Genomic DNA, 14,305 nt, shown 5'->3' with positions numbered 1-14,305 from the left:
GTGGCGCGAGCGACGGCGCTACAGCCGTTGCATGCCCTCCACCACGAGCTGGGCGCGGCGGATGCCGCCGTACTCGTTCACGTCGAGCCGATAGGCGACGTGTACCCGGTGTCCGGGCATCACCGTCACGGTGTCGACCTGGTTGAAGGCGATGGCGTCCACCGGCGCGCCGGCGCCGCTGCCGGTCAGTCTCAGCTTCCAGTGCCGCTCTCCCACGACGCGGGCCTCGCGGACGGTGAAGACGCCGTCGAACAGCGGCTCCGGGAATGCCTGCCCCCACGGACCCGCCTCCCGCAGCGCCTCGGCCAGCGGCAGGCCGATGTCCGCCGCATCGAGTTCGCCGTCTGTGAGCAGCGTGCCGCTGAAGTCCGCGTCCGGGAAACACTCGGCCACCCGGCTGGCCGCCAGCCGGCGGAACCGCTCCAGATTCGACCGCGGCAGGCTGAGACCGGCCGCCATGGCGTGGCCGCCGTAGCGGCCGATCATTTCCGGTGCGGACGCCGCCACGGCGGCGAGCACGTCGCGGATGTGCACCCCGGGTACCGAGCGCGCCGACCCCTTCAGCTCCCCGCCGCCGGCATCGGCGAAAGCGATTACCGGGCGGTTGACCCGTTCGCGGATGCGGGAGGCCACCAGCCCGACCACGCCCTGGTGCCAGCCGGGATCGTACAGGGTGACGCAATGGGGCAACGCACTCTCCCCCTCCGGCAGCTCGATGTCCTCCAGCGAGGAGAGCGCCTCCGCCTGCATGCGGGCCTCGATGCGGCGGCGCTCGTCGTTGATTTCGGAGAGACGCGCCGCCAGCGCGCGAACCTCGCCCACGGAGTCCGACACCAGCGCCTCGATGCCGGTGCTCATGTCCTCCAGCCGTCCGGCCGCGTTCAGACGCGGCGCGACGCCGAAGGCGAGGTCGCTGGCCACCGCCCGCCGCGGGTCCCGGCCGGCCGCCTGCAGCAGCGCCGGGATGCCGGGCACCGCGGCCCCGGCGCGGATGCGTGCGAGCCCCTGGCGCACCAGCACCCGGTTGTTGCGGTCCAGGGGCACCACGTCGGCCACGGTGCCGAGGGCGACCAGATCGAGATAATCGGCGGCGATGCGCTCGGCACCGTTCTGCCCCTCCGCCGCGAGGCGGCGCCCCAGCGCGGCCATCACGCAGAACGCCACACCCACGCCGGCGAGATATTTGCTCGGGTAGGGATCCCCCGGCAGATTCGGGTTGACGATGGCCGCGGCCGCCGGCAGCCGCTCGCCGGGCAGATGGTGGTCGGTGACCAGCACGTCGATGCCGAGTTCGCGCGCACGCTCGACGCCGCGCACGCTGGAGATGCCGTTGTCCACGGTGACGATCAACGAGGGCCCGGCCTCGGCGGCGACCTCGACGATCTCCGGCGTCAGCCCGTAACCGAAATCGAACCGATTCGGCACCAGCGAGTCCACGGCCGCGAATCCGTAGCGGCCGAGGCAGCGCAATACCAGCGCGGTGCTGGTGGCGCCGTCGGCATCGAAGTCCCCGACGATCGTGACGCGACCGCCACGGTGGGCAAGCAGCAGCTCCACCGCCCGATCCAGGTTGGCGAGCCCGCCCACCGGCGCGAGATGACGGAGGCCGAGTTCGAGCTCCTCCGCCGTGCGGATGCCGCGCGCCGCATACACCCGGCGCAGCACCGGGTGCAGGGAGGCGGGCAGCGCGGCATCCTCGCCCGCCGTCCGCCGCGCGATGGGCAGGCCGCCCTCGCTCATCGCCGCCTCCAGGCCGCGAGCAGCGCGCGCGGGCCGCGCCGCGGCAATACGGCGCACAGGCCGTCCCGGGTGACGATGCGGACGCGACCTCGCCGCAGGGCCTTTACCACGGCCGGCCGGGCGAGTGCCTCGCCGGACAGGGCCATCACGCAGCCCGCGGCAAGCGCTCGCGCTGCCGCGTCGCCGGCAGGCGGTGCGGCCGTCTCGCCGCCGAGGCGATGCCAGAGGCCGGTCAGCAGCGGGTCGTGCGCATGGAGCGGCGGCAGGCGCTGATCGCCCGCTGCCGGGCCGGCCTCGACGCAGCCGCCGCCCCAGAACCAGACGGAGTTCACCGGCGGCAGGCCCCGCCCGGCACGCGCCCGGTTCACCGGATGGTCGTGCCAGAGCATCTGAATTTCGTTGCCCAGAGCGCGGAACACGCCCGCGTCCGGCCCGGCGGGAAGTTCGTCGCGTATGCGTCCGGCCCGCGCCACCCCCGGCGATGCTGCCGAGAATCGGTACTCCCGCTCCGAGGCGACATACCAATGGCTCGAGCCGCCGGCGTGCAGTGAGAAGCCCCGCTCCTCCAGGCTCGGCCGGATGTCCTCGCACAGCGCCGCCGCCTCGTCATCGGCGAGCACGGGCGCATGCTCCAGCAGGTGCAGCTCCCGCATGTCGGCGGCCATCGACACGGGATCCATGCAGGCCAGCCAATTCCCGCCCGGCCCGGTGCCGTCAGCGAAGGGTCCGGGGCCGGGTCGACCCTGCTCTCCGTGCAGCCGCAGCCACGCCGGCGCCGCCGGCAGCGTGATCCCGAGCCAGCGGGCCGCGGCGCTCGCCGCATCCGGTTCGCGCCCGCCGCCGGCCCCTTGCACGCCGGGCAGCACCTGCGCAAGCGCCGGCTGATCGAGGTCGGTCAGGAACAGGAGAGACTTCATCGAGCGTGTCGGGTGATGTGAGATCGGGCGGTGCGGCATTGACACGACCCGCGGAATCCCTAAGGTCGGGGCCTAGGCCATCGCTTGGGCCATCGCTTGGGCCATCGCTTGGGCCGTCGCTCGCGTCCGGGCACGCATGATACGCCATGAAATCGACCCCATGAAATTTACTCTGGACAGACCCGCGGGACTCAGCATCACGGCCTGCTCCGGGGCCGGCATCACCATCAGCGGCACCCTGTACCGATCCAGCATCCTCGTGCTGCCCGAGGAGGTGCGGGACTGGGACTGCGCAGGCGTGGACAGCCTCGACGCCGCCACCCTCGAGCCCGCCGTCGAACCGGCGCCGGAGATACTGTTGCTCGGCTCCGGGCGCAGCCTGCGCTTCCCCGACGCCGCGCTCACTCGCGGTCTGGCCAGGCAGGGTATCGGCCTCGAGGTCATGGACACCCGCGCCGCCTGCCGCACATTCAATATCCTCACCGCCGAGGGGCGGCGGGTGGTGGCGGCGCTCATCGTGGAGTAGCCGGCCGGAGATCGCGGATCGGGCGGCCGCTGCCGCGCCGCTCGCGCCCCCCAGGGTGCCTCAGCGTCCTCGCGGCAGGAACGGCCGGGGGTCCACCGGCTCGCCGTTACGGCGTATCTCGAAGTGCAGCCGCGGTTTGCGACCCGGGCCCTCGCCCATCTCGGCGATGCGCTCGCCCTGCTGCACCGTCTCCCCTTCCGTCACGTGCAGTGCCCGATTGTGGCCGTAGGCGCTCAGGTAAGTGGCGTTGTGCTTGATGATGACCAGATTGCCGTAGCCGATCAGGCCGCTGCCCGCGTACACCACCTGGCCGTCGGCGGCCGCGCGCACGGCCTGGCCCATCCGCCCCTCGATCAGCACTCCGGTGAGCGCAGCGTTGTCCTCGCCGAAGCCGGCCGCGATGGCGCCATCGGTGGGCCAGCGCCAGGACGGCGACGGGAGGTCCGGCAGCGCAGGCCGGGTATTGGTAGTGCTATTGCCGGCCTGACCGGCCGTCGGGGACGAGGAACGCCCCGTCCCGCCGGGCGAGGCGCCCGCCGCAGGCTGCAGCACGATGCGCTGGCCCGGGCGGATCAGCGAGCCGTCGCCGAGGCCGTTCCAGCGGGCGACGTCGCGTACCTCCAGGCCGTAGCGGAAGGCGATGGAATACAGGGTGTCGCCGCTGCGCACGATGTGGGCGGCGGGCACGTCGGCATCCCAGTTGAGCGCCCGGCCGCCGCAGGCCGTGAGCAGGGCGGCGGCCAGACAGAGAGCCAGCGCTCGCGTCAGCCGTCCCATCACCTGACCGCGACGATGGCCACCACGATGAGGCAGAGCGCGACGAACAGCCAGCCGAGCAGATCGATACGACGGCGCAGCCCGTCGGCGAATCGCTGACCGCCTAGGGCGATCAGCCCGGCCACCAGGAAGAACCGGGCGCCCCGGCCGAAGAACGAGGCGATGACGAATCCCGGAAACGCCATCGCCGCCGCGCCGGCGGAGATGGTGAAGATCTTGTACGGGATCGGCGAGAAACCCGCGATCAGCACCGCCAGCACGCCCCACTCGGCGAACCAGTCCCGGCCCTTGAGATAGGCGTCCCAGTAGCCCACGTTCTTCAGCAGCGGCTCGATGGCCTCCAGCGCGAAGTAGCCGATGGCGTAGCCCGCGATACCGCCCGCGACCGAGGTCAGCGTGGTCAGCGTCGCGAGCGAGAGCGCGCGGTCCGGCCGCGCCAGGCACATCGGCGCCAGCATCACGTCCGGCGGGATCGGGAAGAACGAGGACTCGGCGAAGCTGAGGCCGCCCAGATACCAGCGGGCATGCGGATGGGCGGACCAGGACAGGACCCGGTCGTAGAGTCCGCCGAATATCTTCACGCCGAGGCCCCTGCCACCAGCGGCACGAAGCTGACCGGTCCGAGCGAGACCTGTTCGTAGCGGTCGTGACGGTGCACGATGGCCATCAGTTCCTGGCGCCGGGCCGAGCCCACCGGCAGCACGAGCCGGCCGCCCGGCGCGAGCTGGGCGAGCAGCGCTTCGGGCACGCGCTCCGGCGCGGCCGCCACCAGGATGCCGTCGTAGGGCCCGTACTTCGGCCAGCCCTCCCAGCCGTCGCCGCGGCGGAAGCGCACGTTGCCGATGCCCAGTTCGCGGATGCGCTGGCGGGCCCGGGTCATGAGCGGCATCAGGCGTTCGATCGTGTAGATCTCGTCGACCAGCGGCGCGAGCACGGCCGTCTGGTAACCGCAGCCGGTACCGATCTCCAGGATGCGCCCGCCCGGCAGTCCCTTCAGCAGCGCCTCGGTCATGCGCGCCACGATGAACGGCTGGCTGATGGTCTGGCCATGGCCGATGGGCAGCGCCGTATCCTCGTAGGCCCGGCTCGCCAGCGCCTCGTCGACGAAGATGTGCCGCGGCACCGCCAGGATGCGCTCGAGCACGCGCTCGTCGCGGATGCCGCCGGCCCGCAAGCGCTCCACCAGCCGGTTACGCGTGCGCGCCGACGTCATGCCGATGCCCCGGTGCGCGGTGCTGTCAATCATCGGCGAGCCAGGTGCGCATGTCGTCCAGGACCTCGTGCCGGGTCAGGTCCACCTTCAGCGGGGTCACGGCGACACGTCCCCGGGCGATGGCATTGAAATCGGTGCCGGACCCGGCATCCTGACCGCCGCCGGCCGGGCCGATCCAGTAGATGGGCTTGTCCTTCGGGTCCCGGTCCCGCATCACCGGCTCGGAACGATGGCGGAAGCCGAGCCGGGCGACCTCGATGCCCTCCAGTTCCTCCCACGGGCGGTCGGGCACGTTCACGTTCAGGATCGTGTCCGACGGCAGCGGATGACGCTGCATGCGCTCGAGCAGCGACACGACCACCCGCGCAGCGGTGGGATAATGCACGGGGTTATTGCCGACCAGCGAGACGGCGATGGCGGGCAGGCCGAGAAAGCGCCCTTCCATCGCCGCCGCCACCGTGCCGGAATAGATGACGTCGTCTCCCAGGTTGGCGCCTTCGTTGATACCGGACACGACCATGTCGGGCTCCTCCGGCAGGAATCCGGAGACGCCCAGATGGACGCAGTCGGAGGGAGTGCCGTTCACGCAATAGCGGCGCTCGCCGGTGCGGATGACGCGCAGCGGCGACTCCAGGGTCAGGGAATTGCTGGCGCCGCTGCGGTTTCGGTCCGGCGCCATCACGGTGATCTCGCCCAACGGCTCGAGAGCGTCGGCGAGCACCCGAACGCCCTCGGCCAGGTGCCCGTCGTCGTTACTGACAAGAATTCGCAAACCGGTGTGAGCCTGTCGTTGGTGCTGATGGACCGCGCTAACTATACTCAATGTTCGCACCGGTACCTAGGGCGAACGAGGCTGTGTTGCGGATGCCCGGCGGCACCGCGCACCGTGGCAGGGAGGCGGTCGATGACGGACGACAGACAGGGCGGCGACCGAGCCGGGCTGAGCGAAGAAGACATCGAACTCTTCCGCGCCAGCGTGGGCGACGCCAGGCGCATACGACCGGACCGCATAGAGACGCGCCGCCGCCCGCCGGCGCCCGAGGCGCGCTTCCGGCGCGCCGACGAGGCCGCGGTCCTGACCGAGAGCCTGACCCATACCGTGGCCGACCAGGAGCGCCTCAGCGGCGAGCAGCTGCGCTTCCATCGAGCCGGGCTCAGCTCCCGGGCCATGCAGAAGCTCGTCCGCGGCGGCTACCGCATCGAAGCCGAGACCGACCTGCACGGCCTGACCGTGAACGAGGCCAAGCACGCGCTGCAAGAGTTCCTCGTCGAGAGCCGCTCCCTCGGTCATCGCTGCGTCCGTGTGATCCACGGCAAGGGCAAGCGTTCGGGACATCGCGGGCCGGTGCTGAAGCAGCGCGTCGACGGCTGGCTGCGGCAATGGGACGGCGTGCTCGCATTCGCCTCGGCGAAACCCGCCCACGGCGGGACCGGGGCGGTGTACGTCCTCCTGAAGCCGCTCTGACGGCTCAGGCGGTCTCGAGCAGCTCGCGCACGAGGGTGGTCGCATATTCCCCGGCGGGCAGCGAGAAACGCAGCAGCAGACACTCGTCGTCTTCCCGGGACCACTCCAGCGCCCGGGGCACGAGGCGGAGGCTCCGCCGGGACATCTCCAGGCCGGCCGCCTCCAGACCCGCAGCCAGCCATTCCCACTCCGCCGCCACCGCCTGTTCCACGGCCGCCGCCGCTGCGGCGGGCCGCGGCCCGTCCCGGCCCCAGAGCGGTCCGGTGGGGTGCACCTCGCCCGACACGACCCGGGCGGCCAGCGACTCGTCGGACGCCTCCGTGTTGAAGACGCTGCCCCGGCCGTCGAGTATCAGCACCTCGCCGTCCAGTGCACGGTCCCAGCTGCCGTCCCGGACCCGGCGCGCCAGCACCTGATTGAAGAGCCACGCGCGGGCCGCGGACAGGGCGAACTCGCGTTCGCGGCGGCGGAGGCGCTCGCCGGCGAACAGCCGCCGGGCCAGCTCCAGGTTGCCGCCCTCGCGGCCGAAGCGCTGGTTGCCGAAATAGTTCGGCGCGCCGTCGACGGCGACGCGTTCCAGACCCGCTTCCAGCATCGCCTGGTCGGCCTGCACATCGCGCAGCCGCAGCTCGAAGCGATTGCCCGACAGCGCCCCGCGACGCAGCTTGCGCCGGTTGCGGGTCACCGACAGGAGCCGCACCCCCTCGGCCGCGAAACCCTCCCAGTCGGTCGGCGCCGCATCGCGCAGCGGCACACTGAACCACTGCCGGGTGCGGGCGTGCCGGTCCTTCAATCCCGCATAGCCCACGTCCCGCGAGCGCACGCCGGCGTGGCGCGCCAGCCGGGACGCCACCCACTGCGTGTTGCAGCCGGTCTTCTCGACGAACAGATAGTGATGGGGACCGTCGCCGGACGGCTCGAAGCCGAGCTCCTCCTCGACGATGAAGTCCTCGGCCGAGGACTTCAGCCGGGCCGCGCCGGCAACGGACCCGCCGGCGCGGGGCCAGTCGGGGACGTGCATGGGGCTCAGTCGGCCGGGACGACCTGGTAGAAGGTCTCGCGCGGGCCGATCAGGCCGAGATCGCTGCGGGCGCGCTCCTCGGCCGCCTCGGAGCCCGTCTTCAGGTTCTGCACTTCGGCTTCCAGCGCCGCATTGCGCGCCGCCAGGGCCTCGTTCTCCTCCCTTGCCTCGGCCACCGCGCGCCGCAGCTCGCGGGTCTTTCGGTAACCGTCCTCGGACAGCCAGAGGTCCGCCTGGAGGCCCAGGAACAGGAACAGCAGCAGGGCGAGGAACCAGCGCACGTCAGTCTTCAGCCTTCTTCAGCCTCCGAAAGCGGGAAGGCCCCGCGACCCGCGTAGCTCGCGTGATGATTCAGGGCCTCCTCGATCCGCAGTAGCTGATTGTACTTCGCGATGCGGTCCGAACGCGACATGGAGCCGGTCTTGATCTGCGTGGCGCGGGTACCGACCGCGATATCCGCGATGGTGGAGTCCTCCGTCTCGCCGGATCGGTGCGACACGACGGCGCTGTAGCCGGCCTCCACCGCCATGTCGATGGCGGACAGGGTCTCGGTGAGAGTACCGATCTGGTTCGGCTTGATGAGGATGGAGTTGGCGATGCCGTTCTCGATGCCGCGCGACAGGATGCGGGTGTTGGTCACGAACAGGTCGTCGCCGACCAGCTGGATGCGGCCGCCGAGGCGTTCGGTCAGCAGTTTCCATCCGTCCCAGTCGTCCTCGGCCATGCCGTCCTCGACGGTGATGATGGGATAGGCATCGACCAGGCCGGCCAGGTAGTCCACGAACCCTGCGGCGTCGAACTCGCGGTCCTCGGATTCCAGTCGGTAAACGCCGTCGCGGTAGAACTCGGAACTCGCCACGTCCAGCCCGAGCATGATGTCCTCGCCCAGTCTGAAGCCTGCCTTCTCCACCGCCTCGGCAATGGTATCCAGCGCCGCCCGGTTGGAAGGCAGGTCCGGCGCGAAGCCGCCTTCGTCGCCCACCGCCGTGTTCAGCCCGCGGCCGTGCAGCACCTTGCGCAGCGTGTGGAAGATCTCGGCGCCTGCGCGCACGGCTTCCGCGAAGCGCGGCGCCCCGACCGGCAGGATCATGAACTCCTGGATGTCGACGTTATTGTCCGCGTGAGCCCCGCCGTTGATGATGTTCATCATGGGCACGGGCATCACCGATTCCTCGCCCATCAGCCGATACAGCGGCACGCCGGAGGACCGGGATGCCGCGTGGGCGCAGGCGAGGGAGACGGCGAGGATGGCGTTGGCGCCGAGCTGCGACTTGTTGTCCGTGCCGTCGAGTTCGATGAGGCGTCGATCGATGGTGGTCTGGTCGTGGACGTCCATGCTCACGAGCGCATCGCGGATGGCGCCGTTGACGTTGCCCACCGCCTTGCGCACGCCCTTGCCGCCGTAGCGGTCCGGGTTGCCGTCGCGCAGTTCCACGGCCTCGTGGGCCCCGGTGGAAGCGCCCGAGGGCACGGCGGCCCGGCCGATGATCCCGTTCTGCAGGATAACGTCGGCTTCGACCGTGGGGTTGCCGCGCGAATCGATGATCTCGCGGCCACGGATGTCGGCGATCTGACCCATGCTGTCTCCTGGTCTATCTGTGTTGTTCTGAGTCGTTATCTGGCCTGCAGGCCGAACTCGGCCTCGGCGAATCCGCTCTGCTTGACGGTACCGTCGAGCGCCTGCAGCACCCCGAGCAATGCCTCCATCCGGTCCAGCGGCCAGGCATTCGGTCCGTCCGACAGGGCGCGCTCGGGATCCGGGTGGGTCTCCATGAACACGCCCGCTACGCCGGCCGCCACCGCCGCCCGCGCCAGCACCGGCACGAACTCTCTCTGCCCGCCGGAGGCACTGCCCTTGCCGCCGGGCAGCTGCACCGAGTGCGTGGCGTCGAAAACCACCGGACAGCCGGTCTCGCGCATGACCGCCAGGCTGCGCATGTCGGAGACCAGGTTGTTGTAGCCGAAGGTGAAGCCGCGCTCGCACACCAGGACCTGCTCGTTGCCGGTGGAGCGTGCCTTGTCGACCACGTTGCCCATCTCCCAGGGCGAGAGGAACTGGCCTTTCTTGATGTTGACCGGCCGCCCCTGGGACGAGACGCGCAGGATGAAATTGGTCTGGCGGCAGAGGAATGCCGGCGTCTGCAGCACGTCCGCAACCGCGGCCGCCTCGTCCAGGGGCGTGTCCTCGTGGACGTCCGTGAGTACCGGCACGCCGACCTGGCGCCGCACTTCGGAGAGCACCCTGAGGCCCTCCTCCATTCCCGGCCCGCGGAAGCTGCCCGCCGAACTCCGGTTGGCCTTGTCGAAGGACGACTTGTAGATGAACGGCATGCCGAGGCCGTCTGTGATCTCCTTCAGCCGGCCCGCGGTATCGATGGCGAGCTGCTCGCTCTCCACCACGCAGGTGCCGGCGATGAGGAACAGCGGCCGGTCCAGCCCCGCCTCGAAGTGAGCGAGCTTCATGCCCGCGCGGCCTCCGGCACCTCGCCTTCCCGGTAGCGCCGCGCGGCGCTGATGAAACCGGTAAACAGCGGATGGCCGTCACGGGGGTTGGAGGTGAACTCGGGGTGGAACTGGCTCGCCAGGAACCAGGGATGAGCCGGCAGTTCCACCATCTCCACCAGGTCGTCCAGCGAGGTGCCCGAGAAGCGCATGCCCGCCTCCTCCAGCGCCGGCCTGTAGTTGTTGTTCACCTCGTAACGGTGCCGGTGGCGCTCGTGCACGGTCGGCTTGCCGTAGGTCTCGCGGGCCAGCGAGCCTTCGGCCAGCTGCACGGGCTGGGCGCCGAGGCGCATGGAGCCGCCCAGGTCGGATTCCTCGTCGCGCTCCTCGACGCGGCCTTCCTCGGTCTGCCACTCGGTGATGAGCGCGATCACCGGGTGCGGCGTGCCGCGCCCGAATTCCGTGCTGTGGGCCCCGTCGAGTCCGGCCACGTGGCGGGCGAATTCGATCACGGCCACCTGCAGGCCCAGACAGATGCCGAGATAGGGAATGCCGTTCTCCCGGGCGAGCCGCACGGCGCTGATCTTGCCCTCGACCCCGCGCTCGCCGAAGCCGCCGGGCACCAGGATGGCGTCCATGTCCCGCAGGCAGTCCGCGCCGTCGGTCTCGATGTCCTGGGACTCGAAGTAATGGATATTCACCCGGGTGGAGGTGTGGATACCCGCGTGCAGCAGCGCCTCGGACAGCGAGATGTAGGAATCGCGGAAGTCCACGTACTTGCCCACCATCGCCACGTTGACCTCGCCGGTGGGATGCTGCTTGGCGTGCACCACGTCCTCCCACTCGCCGAGGTCGGCCGGCGGCAGTTCCATGCCGAGATGGTCGACCACGATCTGGTCCAGGCCCTGGTCGCGCAGCATCATCGGGATCTTGTAGAGGTCGTCCACGTCGATGGCGGAGATCACCGCGTTCTCGGCCACGTTGGTGAACAGCGCGATCTTGCGCCGCTGCTCCGCCGGCAAAGGGTGCTCGGAACGGCAGACCAGCACGTCCGGCTGGATGCCGATGGAGCGCAGTTCCTTCACCGAGTGCTGGGTGGGCTTGGTCTTGATCTCGGAGGAAGTGGCGATATAGGGCACGAGCGTCAGGTGGACGTACACCACCCGGTCGCGGCCCTCCTCCACGCCCATCTGGCGTATCGCCTCCATGAACGGCAGCGACTCGATGTCGCCCACCGTACCGCCGATCTCCACCATGCAGACGTCGGCGTCGCCGGCGCCACGGCGGACGCTCTCCTTGATCTCGTCGGTGATGTGCGGGATCACCTGCACGGTGGCGCCCAGGTAGTCACCGCGCCGTTCCTTGGCGATGACGCTCTCGTAGATACGCCCCGTGGTGAAGTTGCTGTTGCGCCCGGTGGTCGTGCGCACGAAACGCTCGTAGTGGCCCAGGTCCAGGTCGGTCTCGGTCCCGTCCGCGGTCACGAACACCTCGCCGTGCTGGAAGGGGCTCATCGTGCCCGGGTCCACGTTGATGTAGGGGTCCAGCTTGATCATGCTGATCTTCAGGCCCCGGGACTCCAGGATAGCGCCGAGGCAGGCGGAGGTGATGCCCTTGCCGAGTGAGGAGACCACACCGCCGGTGATGAATACGTAGCACGTCATGGAAGAACCCCGCGGGGATGTCGGCCAATAGCAAGGGGCCGGAGTAAGCACACGTTCTACCGCCCGCAGACAGCGCCCGGGCGTATGCTTACTCCGACCCCCAACTCAAGCCCGACGGATGTTGAAAGACGGTACTCAAAGCTACCAGAAGCCGACCGGGCAAACAATCGGGACGGTGCCGCGGCGATGCTCAGTACAGCGGCGGACGGCCCTCCCAGACCACGGCGACGCCGCCTTCGCAGCACCGTTGTGCCGCCATCCAGAGGTCGGCCACGGCCACGAGTTCGTCGCCGCAGTAGATCAGCGGCAGCCGTCCCCGCATCCAGGGCACGATGCCCTCTTCGCGCAGCAGCTGCTTCAGCCGCCGCGTGGGGCGGTCGGCAGCGGGTGCCAGGCTCTCGCCGCCGCTGCGAAAGCGCACGTCGCAGCCGCCCGCGACCAGTGCGGGATCCAGGCCGGTCCGCGCGCCCGGCCGCAGCGCCAGCCGGCCGAGGCCGCCGGGCAGCTCCAGCGTGTCGCCGGGAACCAGCGCGAGCGGCCCGGCAGAGATCTCGACCGGCTGCCCGCGGAGCATATACAGACGATCCCGGTAGCGGCAGATCTCCGCCCCGCCGAGACGCAGCCGCGGCTGTTCGCCCCGACCGGCCACCACCTCCTCCAGCAGACGATCCAGGTGTTGCGCGTCCGGCGCCCGGCACCCGCCGCTGCGCAACCAGTGCCGGAGCGCATTGCCCTGCCGCGCCCGCGGCAGTCTCCGCAGCCGCCCGGCGTCCAGCCTGCCCCTGCCCGCATCGCAGCGGTCCAGGTCCGCCGCGGCCAGTTGCCGCAGCAGCCCGGCACCCTCGGCGAGATGCCGGGCACTGCGCGCGGCATTGCGGTCCGCCGCGGGCCAGCGCGCGAGCAGCCGCGGCACGATCTCCCGGCGCAGGTAGCTGCGATCGAAGCGCGGGTCGCTGTTGGCGGGGTCCTCCAGCCAGTCGATGCCACGGGCGCGGAGGTAATCGCAGAGCTCGTCCCGGCCCCGGCCCAGCAGGGGGCGCAGCAGCCGGCCGGCGCCCAGTGGGGCGATCGCTGCCATGGCGGCCAGCCCCGGCAGCCCGGCGCCGCGAAGGAGCTGGAGAAGGACGGTCTCGAGCTGGTCCTGTCGGTGCTGTGCCGTCAGCAGGCACTCGCCGGCTTCCAGCGCCGCGGCCAGCAGCCGGTAGCGCGCCTGCCGCGCAGCGCCCTCGACTCCCTCCGCATCGATGGCCTCCCGGGTGATTTCGGCCCGCAGCACGCGGCACTCAACGCCGAGGCCGGCGGCCGCACGCAGACAATGTTCCGCCCAGGCGGCCGACTCCTCCTGCAACCCGTGGTCCACATGCAGCGCCCGCACGCGGCAGTCCGGCAGCGAGACGCCGGCATGCAGCAGCGCCGTCGAATCCGCGCCGCCGCTGAAAGCGACGACCAGGGGAGGTAGCGGCTCGCCGCGCGACAGACCGAGCAGGCCGCGCAGAGTGTCCTCGAGGGCGCCGGGACCGAATGCCGGCGGTTCAGCCGTCCCTGAACTCGCCAAAGGATGCCAGCCGCTGGCGGCGCTTCTCCAGCACTTGGCCGATGTCGCCCGCCTCCAGCTCGTCCAGGTGTCTGATCAGCGCGTTCTTCAGGGTATCCGCCGCGGCGCGGGGATCGCGATGGGCGCCGCCGAGGGGTTCGGGGATGATCTCGTCGATCAGCTTGAACTGGTGCAGGCTCTTCGCCGTGATGCGCATCGCCTCGGCGGCTTCCCTGGCCTTCTCGGCACTCTTCCACAGGATGGAGGCGCAGCCTTCCGGCGAGATCACACTGTAGACGGCGTACTGCAGCATCAGCAGCCGGTCGCCCACGCCGATGGCGAGCGCACCGCCGGACCCGCCTTCGCCGATGACCACCGCGATGATGGGCGTCTCCAGTTCCGCCATCACGAACAGGCTGCGCGCGATCGCCTCGCTCTGCCCGCGCTCCTCCGCACCGACCCCCGGGTAGGCCCCCGGCGTGTCGATCAGCGTGATCACCGGCAGCGAGAACTTCTCGGCCAGCTGCATCAGGCGCTGCGCCTTGCGATAGCCCTCCGGCTTCGGCATGCCGTAGTTGCGCCGCACGCGCTCCTTGGTATCCCGGCCCTTCTGGTGGCCGATCACCACCACCGCGCGTCCTTCCAGCCGGGCGAGCCCGCCCACGATGGCGTGATCGTCCGCGTACATGCGGTCGCCGTGCAGCTCCTGGAAGTCCTCGAACACGAGCGGCAGGTAGTCCAGGGTGTACGGCCGCATGGGGTGACGGGCGAGCTGGGCGATCTGCCACGCGCTGAGATCGGAGAATATGCTGCGGGTGAGCGCCTCGCTCTTCGACTTCAGCCGTTCGATCTCCTCGCCGATGTTCACCTCGGAGTCGTCGCCGACGAAGCGCAGTTCGTCGATCTTCGCCTCCAGCTCGGCGATCGGCTGTTCGAAATCCAGAAACTTGAGATCCATCGCCATATCGGTGCCGGCGCCCTCCCCCGCCTACGAGCTGCGTGTCAC

The 14,305-nt window shown here is 70.4% G+C and carries 15 protein-coding genes; 2 read left to right on the top strand and 13 right to left on the bottom strand.

Annotated features, from left to right (window positions below; translation table 11 throughout):
- Nucleotides 1-18: 18 nt before the first annotated feature.
- The gene (recJ, locus tag ACJMKZ_RS18065) at nucleotides 19-1,740 is read right to left on the bottom strand and encodes a single-stranded-DNA-specific exonuclease RecJ (RefSeq protein ID WP_405234625.1); all 1,722 of its coding nucleotides are present in this window, start codon (nucleotides 1,738-1,740) and stop codon (nucleotides 19-21) included.
- Complete coding sequence (locus tag ACJMKZ_RS18060; protein ID WP_405234624.1) at nucleotides 1,737-2,657, bottom strand: hypothetical protein; 921 nt, start codon at nucleotides 2,655-2,657, stop codon at nucleotides 1,737-1,739. Before ACJMKZ_RS18060 ends, recJ begins: the two co-directional genes overlap by 4 nt.
- A 160-nt stretch (nucleotides 2,658-2,817) precedes the next feature.
- Here ACJMKZ_RS18060 and ACJMKZ_RS18055 point away from each other — a divergent pair, with 160 nt between their 5' ends.
- The gene (locus ACJMKZ_RS18055; RefSeq protein ID WP_405234623.1) at nucleotides 2,818-3,183 is read left to right on the top strand and encodes an Mth938-like domain-containing protein; all 366 of its coding nucleotides are present in this window, start codon (nucleotides 2,818-2,820) and stop codon (nucleotides 3,181-3,183) included.
- A 60-nt stretch (nucleotides 3,184-3,243) separates the two neighbouring features.
- Here ACJMKZ_RS18055 and ACJMKZ_RS18050 read toward each other — a convergent pair whose 3' ends face one another.
- The 4 genes from ACJMKZ_RS18050 to surE are packed head-to-tail and all read right to left on the bottom strand — an operon-like array spanning nucleotide 3,244 to nucleotide 5,945.
- Entirely contained in the window at nucleotides 3,244-3,960 is a 717-nt protein-coding gene (locus ACJMKZ_RS18050; protein WP_405234622.1) for a peptidoglycan DD-metalloendopeptidase family protein, read from the bottom strand.
- Entirely contained in the window at nucleotides 3,960-4,541 is a 582-nt protein-coding gene (locus tag ACJMKZ_RS18045) for a YqaA family protein (RefSeq protein ID WP_405234621.1), read from the bottom strand. The genes ACJMKZ_RS18050 and ACJMKZ_RS18045 overlap by 1 nt, the downstream gene beginning before the upstream one ends.
- Nucleotides 4,538-5,206: a protein-L-isoaspartate(D-aspartate) O-methyltransferase gene (locus ACJMKZ_RS18040; RefSeq protein WP_405234620.1), complete on the bottom strand. Its 669-nt coding sequence runs from the start codon at nucleotides 5,204-5,206 to the stop codon at nucleotides 4,538-4,540. Before ACJMKZ_RS18040 ends, ACJMKZ_RS18045 begins: the two co-directional genes overlap by 4 nt.
- Nucleotides 5,199-5,945, bottom strand: a complete 747-nt coding sequence (gene surE / locus ACJMKZ_RS18035; RefSeq protein ID WP_405234619.1) for a 5'/3'-nucleotidase SurE — start codon at nucleotides 5,943-5,945, stop codon at nucleotides 5,199-5,201. Before surE ends, ACJMKZ_RS18040 begins: the two co-directional genes overlap by 8 nt.
- Nucleotides 5,946-6,077: 132 nt before the next feature.
- On the opposite strand from surE, the gene ACJMKZ_RS18030 reads away from it, so the two are divergent.
- A complete protein-coding gene (locus ACJMKZ_RS18030) occupies nucleotides 6,078-6,638 on the top strand; it encodes a Smr/MutS family protein (RefSeq protein WP_405234618.1) in 561 nt (186 codons plus the stop codon).
- Between the two features lie 4 nt (nucleotides 6,639-6,642).
- On the opposite strand, the gene truD is transcribed toward ACJMKZ_RS18030, so the two are convergent.
- The 7 genes from truD to ACJMKZ_RS17995 form a co-directional block, all read right to left on the bottom strand.
- Nucleotides 6,643-7,659: a tRNA pseudouridine(13) synthase TruD gene (truD, locus tag ACJMKZ_RS18025; RefSeq protein WP_405234617.1), complete on the bottom strand. Its 1,017-nt coding sequence runs from the start codon at nucleotides 7,657-7,659 to the stop codon at nucleotides 6,643-6,645.
- Nucleotides 7,660-7,664: 5 nt separating this feature from the next.
- On the bottom strand, nucleotides 7,665-7,940 hold the full coding sequence (locus ACJMKZ_RS18020) for a septum formation initiator family protein (RefSeq protein WP_405234616.1): 276 nt from the start codon (nucleotides 7,938-7,940) through the stop codon (nucleotides 7,665-7,667).
- An 8-nt stretch (nucleotides 7,941-7,948) separates the two neighbouring features.
- Nucleotides 7,949-9,238: a phosphopyruvate hydratase gene (gene eno, locus ACJMKZ_RS18015; RefSeq protein ID WP_405234615.1), complete on the bottom strand. Its 1,290-nt coding sequence runs from the start codon at nucleotides 9,236-9,238 to the stop codon at nucleotides 7,949-7,951.
- A gap of 35 nt (nucleotides 9,239-9,273) precedes the next feature.
- Nucleotides 9,274-10,122, bottom strand: a complete 849-nt coding sequence (kdsA, locus tag ACJMKZ_RS18010) for a 3-deoxy-8-phosphooctulonate synthase (protein WP_405234614.1) — start codon at nucleotides 10,120-10,122, stop codon at nucleotides 9,274-9,276.
- Nucleotides 10,119-11,765 carry a CTP synthase gene (locus ACJMKZ_RS18005; protein WP_405234613.1) on the bottom strand — a complete coding sequence of 549 codons (1,647 nt, stop codon included), beginning with the start codon at nucleotides 11,763-11,765 and terminating at the stop codon, nucleotides 10,119-10,121. Before ACJMKZ_RS18005 ends, kdsA begins: the two co-directional genes overlap by 4 nt.
- A 190-nt stretch (nucleotides 11,766-11,955) precedes the next feature.
- Complete coding sequence (gene tilS / locus ACJMKZ_RS18000) at nucleotides 11,956-13,320, bottom strand: tRNA lysidine(34) synthetase TilS (RefSeq protein ID WP_405234612.1); 1,365 nt, start codon at nucleotides 13,318-13,320, stop codon at nucleotides 11,956-11,958.
- Nucleotides 13,298-14,257, bottom strand: a complete 960-nt coding sequence (locus ACJMKZ_RS17995) for an acetyl-CoA carboxylase carboxyltransferase subunit alpha (protein WP_405234611.1) — start codon at nucleotides 14,255-14,257, stop codon at nucleotides 13,298-13,300. Before ACJMKZ_RS17995 ends, tilS begins: the two co-directional genes overlap by 23 nt.
- Between the last annotated feature and the right edge of the window lie 48 nt (nucleotides 14,258-14,305).

The sequence above is a fragment of the Lentisalinibacter salinarum genome (assembly GCF_040706555.1).
In the GTDB taxonomy this organism is placed as follows: Bacteria; Pseudomonadota; Gammaproteobacteria; order Steroidobacterales; family Woeseiaceae; genus Lentisalinibacter; species Lentisalinibacter salinarum.
The sequence above is the reverse complement of the archived record's forward strand: the minus strand, read 5'-3'. Positions and strand labels throughout refer to the sequence as shown.

Excerpts from the sequence above, each read along its gene's own strand:
- ACJMKZ_RS17995 (WP_405234611.1), bottom strand. The coding sequence starts at position 14,257 with ATGGATCTCAAGTTTCTGGATTTCGAACAGCCGATCGCCGAGCTGGAG.
- eno (WP_405234615.1), bottom strand. The coding sequence starts at position 9,238 with ATGGGTCAGATCGCCGACATCCGTGGCCGCGAGATCATCGATTCGCGC.
- ACJMKZ_RS18005 (WP_405234613.1), bottom strand. The coding sequence starts at position 11,765 with ATGACGTGCTACGTATTCATCACCGGCGGTGTGGTCTCCTCACTCGGC.
- ACJMKZ_RS18060 (WP_405234624.1), bottom strand. The coding sequence starts at position 2,657 with ATGAAGTCTCTCCTGTTCCTGACCGACCTCGATCAGCCGGCGCTTGCG.
- ACJMKZ_RS18055 (WP_405234623.1), top strand. The coding sequence starts at position 2,818 with ATGAAATTTACTCTGGACAGACCCGCGGGACTCAGCATCACGGCCTGC.
- ACJMKZ_RS18050 (WP_405234622.1), bottom strand. The coding sequence starts at position 3,960 with ATGGGACGGCTGACGCGAGCGCTGGCTCTCTGTCTGGCCGCCGCCCTG.
- recJ (WP_405234625.1), bottom strand. The coding sequence starts at position 1,740 with ATGAGCGAGGGCGGCCTGCCCATCGCGCGGCGGACGGCGGGCGAGGAT.
- ACJMKZ_RS18040 (WP_405234620.1), bottom strand. The coding sequence starts at position 5,206 with ATGATTGACAGCACCGCGCACCGGGGCATCGGCATGACGTCGGCGCGC.
- ACJMKZ_RS18030 (WP_405234618.1), top strand. The coding sequence starts at position 6,078 with ATGACGGACGACAGACAGGGCGGCGACCGAGCCGGGCTGAGCGAAGAA.
- truD (WP_405234617.1), bottom strand. The coding sequence starts at position 7,659 with ATGCACGTCCCCGACTGGCCCCGCGCCGGCGGGTCCGTTGCCGGCGCG.
- kdsA (WP_405234614.1), bottom strand. The coding sequence starts at position 10,122 with ATGAAGCTCGCTCACTTCGAGGCGGGGCTGGACCGGCCGCTGTTCCTC.